Annotated in this window: 1 protein-coding gene and 3 pseudogenes; all 4 read left to right on the top strand. The window is 43.9% G+C overall.

Annotated features, from left to right (window positions below; genetic code table 11):
• Nucleotides 1-622, top strand: a pseudogene (locus tag L4D74_RS00280) (hypothetical protein); the annotation flags it as partial.
• A gap of 465 nt (nt 623-1,087) precedes the next feature.
• Nucleotides 1,088-2,845, top strand: a pseudogene (locus L4D74_RS00275) (hypothetical protein).
• A gap of 83 nt (nt 2,846-2,928) precedes the next feature.
• Complete coding sequence (locus L4D74_RS00270) at nt 2,929-4,056, top strand: Tricorn protease domain-containing protein (protein WP_428750228.1); 1,128 nt, start codon at nt 2,929-2,931, stop codon at nt 4,054-4,056.
• Nucleotides 4,053-4,630 (top strand): annotated as a pseudogene (locus L4D74_RS00265) (OmpA family protein); the annotation flags it as partial. The gene L4D74_RS00270 and the pseudogene L4D74_RS00265, both read left to right, overlap by 4 nt.

Here is a 4,630-nt window from a genome sequence, read left to right as displayed (position 1 = left end):
AAGCGTAGAAAGCGTAGAAGTGACCTTGACGTTTGATAGTGAGATGGAGTCGGCGACGGCGACATTAGGGGGCCAACCGATCAGCACCTTAGCGGCCACAGCAGACCGCACCATTTGGCGAGGAAGCGTGGTAGTACCAAGCAGCGTAGAGCGCAGTGTCGCGCTGGTCGTCAGCGATTACCAAGACGCGGTCGGTAATGTGGGGGATGACAACAGCACACAGGCGCTGGCCATTACCCCAACCTTGAGTATTGGTGCCATYAATGGGGGCAAGACCATCAACACCACGGACGCGAGCGCCGTTGCCATTAGCGGCAGCAGCACTCGCTTTGAGGACGGGGAAACGTTGAGCGTCGTCGCGAGTGATAGCGTGGGGGGCAAGACCAGTGAGGTGGCGGTGGCGGTCACGGCGGATGGCAGTTGGAGCTTGAGTTTAGACATGAGTGGCTTGCAAGATGGCACCATTACTTTGAGCGTGAGCGGCACCACCAACCTCGGCGCGGTTGCTGAATCCGTGCAGGAAGAGGCAATGTTGGATAAGGCGAATATCGCCTTATTGGTAGAGTCGTTGCGCGTTATTTCATTTGATACCGTGCATCATGTGCGGGCTAAGGTTGCATGATTAAGTGTTGTAAGTTGTTTAGTCGAGAATACACAGCGTTTGATTTCTGCATTAGGTAATGTTTGTTACCTGATATTTTTAACCAATGATCATTAATGCGTAATACGTATTGTCAGCGGTTACTTTTAAGTGGGCATTTGCCYACTTTTTTTTATTATGANCTACCCATTTNGGGCGGTTTTACTGCGATTATGTGACAATTATTTTCGAATGGATTGCTAGGTNARATRGCTAGTAATTTGGCCTTATGGTCGCGTTTTTTTGCTTAAGGGGNTAGGTNGTATCTCNGTATGGCTAGTGATAATGGYGGTTTAARTGGTTGTTTTGRCAGTTGTGCTATTTTGTTATGTCGTTGAAATAAAATATTTTAATCGCTATTATCTTTCTACCAAATCGTATNTATAAGCCTTATCAGCTTAATTATCACCGCAACCTTATTTACGATGTTGGTTGTGGAGAATTCAARTGCACTTTGCCTGCAAATTTATACCCAGCTCGAAGTTAACATCCAACGAGCTATCTTATGTCCTAACACCGGACGAGTGTATAGGTCAGTTTTCGCGTGTGCGAAGCCCCCAAGATATTGTTAGACACTTACCAAAACCGCTGTCGGAACCTATTTCAATCGCGGCTAAAAAATCCTCTCAGAGTCTTCTTAGTGCGCTCAAGGCGGAATTGCTTAAAGCTCATTGGATTGCTATCTCATCCTTTGCACGCAGAACGCCCCTCAGTGACGCGCAACTTAATGCTTACCCCAAGTTAAAAGCGCAATTGGATAAGCACGCTTTTCCTGAAGGAAAAAAAGTCAATAGAGCCAGTTATCAGCAAGTACAAGACGATGTTCCATTGGCACGTCACTTATCTTACGTACCGGTAGAGCCTAGCCCAGAACATAAAATAGTGGTGGAGTTTGCGGGGCAGTGGTCGAGTAATGCGGCGTGCCTAACTCTAGCTAAAACGGCTGAACAAAACGAAAAAGTAACAGTAGGGAAAGCGGATAGAGCCAATAAACACCGCAGCCTTGCTACATTTAAAGATCTCGAAGCTGAAGGCAAAACGCAAAACGCTTTATATCAAAATCCCTTGCGTTGACCAGCCACAGCCCATTTTACTTAAGCTAGCCGAAGACCTACAACCCGTTAACAAAGAAGCTCAGATGGACGAGTGGGATAACGTGTTGGTGCCAGTGGTTCCCTTACACTTCTCGGGCTCTGATGAGTCTGATGAGGCAGGTAAAATTTTCAATTCGGGCTACGTGTATGTTGTTTGGGATAATAGAATTTGGCGCGAGGTTGAAATTACAGCAAGTGGTTATTTTTCAGATACAGATATTAATAGCGTCCGTGAAGAATCGACACCAAGAAGGCATGCCGATATCTATATGACCAATCCCGAGACAGGCAGTGTTTACTCTCATGAGCCTTTTCAAGTCGTGCAGAATGGTAGCGTAGTAAGTGAAGGATCCTTGAATGGTTCTGGAGAGGCACGAGTGTTCAATTTAGTTGAGAAAGAAGTGGAGATAGTCATGACAGGCTATGAGCCACAGATAAAAGCTAAGGTTGAAACACATTTAAGCCCGTTCAATGCTTCTAGTTCAGGCACACGGAAGGCAAAAGGTTATCCTTTGCCACATATATGGCTTCCATACAAGGCTAAAGGCGAACCTCAGTACGTATATCTAGCTTATAGCGGAAAACAATTGAGTGAGAGTGCATTATCTGAACTAGAGAGTAATCCTGGAAGCAGAGCCACAAAAGTTACTGAACTTGATCATTACAGCAGCGCCAAAAGTTTTAAAGTTGGGGAAGGTAAGACACGACTACTTTCGGTGTTGCCAAGTGCGGCGAATTGGAAGCCGAATGAGTACGCTATGTTACAAGATCAGATTAATAAAAATGTGGCAGCCGTGTACTTAAGCAAACCCGTAGAGCTGGTTTTTGAATACCCAGGCTATGCGACGCTGGATGAGTCAGATGATTATTTTGAATTACGACAAACCGACGGTGACTGGTCACAGCGAGTGTCTTTGCGCCAATGTATAAAAAAAGAAAACGGCTCTAGGTTGATTAGCTTTTCGGGTTGGCCTGTAGAGGTTATAGAAGTGGNACTTATTCGTGGTTATCAGGGCAATAGCCATCATGGACGAGACAATCAAACCGTCATCTTTGCTCGAACACTAATTGCAGACCTGCTAGCCCATAAGGAAAAGATCAACCAAGCTAACAGAAAGCCGTTTATACGAGTCGCRTGAGCNYGATATTAAGCAATTNAGCGCGATCAAAAATGACAATAAAGAGAATATTAACATGAATTTACGTCACACATTATGCTTGATTGCCTTGGTGGTATTGTCTGGCTGTAATCAGGAATCGGCGAAGGAGCCTGAGCAACAAGCGAAAAACCCTCAAACAATTGAAGACCGAATTGCAGAGAAGAATGCGCAGCAGTGGGAAGATGGCCGTGTTTATATTACAGAAAATAACTATGTTATTTATGACCAAGAAACGGGCAAACCGGAACACTACATTGTTAAAGCCAAAGAATGGCCTCGCGAAGATTTAGATAATGAAGCGACGTATGACCTGCCTAGAGTRGTATTCCGTTGGGATAATGCTCGTAATGAAGCAAAAGACCACTATGATCAAAGAGATAAAGTATGGAGTATCAAAACCGATGGCACGGACTTRCGYTTGGTTGCAGACGAATTTGTTGGCAAAGTTCGNTTAATGCGTATCTCACCAAATAATCGCTACTTAGCTTTGGCGTACTCGGCAGCTGAAGGCATGTTTAAGGTGATTAAAGATCTTAAAACGGGCGAATATATTGAACTGGGCCGTTCACGTGGTTATCCCGAGTTCCTTTGGGCAGAAGACAGCAGTTATCTTTACTATGTTGATAAATTTAAAGACTGGAAATACACCTTAGCGACAGGTGATATGCAGCAGGTAGAAACAGAGTTTAACGAGTATTCAGTGATTCAAGAAGGCAAAAGGTATGTTCTAAATGATTTCGGTGTTGCGGTTTATGACGAGGCTAAAGATGAATTTCTATTCAGTACGGGAATCAACCCAGATGAAGATAACCTGAATGATTATAAATTTAATAAGCGTAGCCTTAGCCCTGGCGGGAAGTATGCTTGGGGTGAAACTCGTAAGTTTCGTTATTTGATAGATATCGAGCGACGTACATTTCAGAAAGAAGAAATTATTCCAAGAGCAGTGGGTAAACTTCGCTATTTTGAAATTCTAAGTAAAGACGCGAACTATACTCGAGATGGAGCCGCCAGAGTCATTCTTAGCAAGCTAACAGAAAACAAAGAGTTTGATTCTTATCTAAAATGGGAGCAAATAGGGACTGGTCACAGTGCAGGTAATTCTTCTCTTTACAATGCATTTGCCAACAATGGTGATTTTGTGAAAGGGGATGAACTGTGAATATTGTTGATACCTGTAATGTAATACCACTGCATGCAAATTATTACTTATTTGGCGTTTACTACGAAGGTGAGCTTGATTCTCAAACTCAAAAAACAAACTTCCCGTCTTGGCATTTAAAGCAAAGCTTAGTAGGAAAGGAGGTCACTAACATTCGCCCGTTAGCTAAAGTGCCAATGCTGAATGTAACCGATAGCGAAAACCCTAAGCTTTGGGCAACGAATCAAGAGTTTAAGTTATGCCCGTTGGGTAACGGACAACCTGATAAAAATGGGGCGTTTGAAGTGTTGACACCAGAACACCCTATTCACGCGCTAGGCAGTGACTTACCAAAAAGCGGAGAACAAACCCTCACTTTTCGTTTTCCATCATTGCCACTTATTGCTTCACTCGCAGAGCTAGCACCTAAAGAGTTGGCTGAAAAAATTGTCGAGCTCAGCGGCCAATTAGACAACAGCGAAACTCAGTTAACACTAACTGAAATCAGTACTGAACAATTGGCTAAACCTTATAAGCCAGCTACAAGTGGGCAACTCAGCGCGGAACAAGCCGAATACAATAAGTGGTATGAGGA

Origin of the sequence: Vibrio cionasavignyae (assembly GCF_050337155.1) — a bacterium.
In the GTDB taxonomy this organism is placed as follows: domain Bacteria; phylum Pseudomonadota; class Gammaproteobacteria; order Enterobacterales; family Vibrionaceae; genus Vibrio; species Vibrio nomapromontoriensis.
This window is presented reverse-complemented; position numbering and strand designations above follow the sequence as displayed.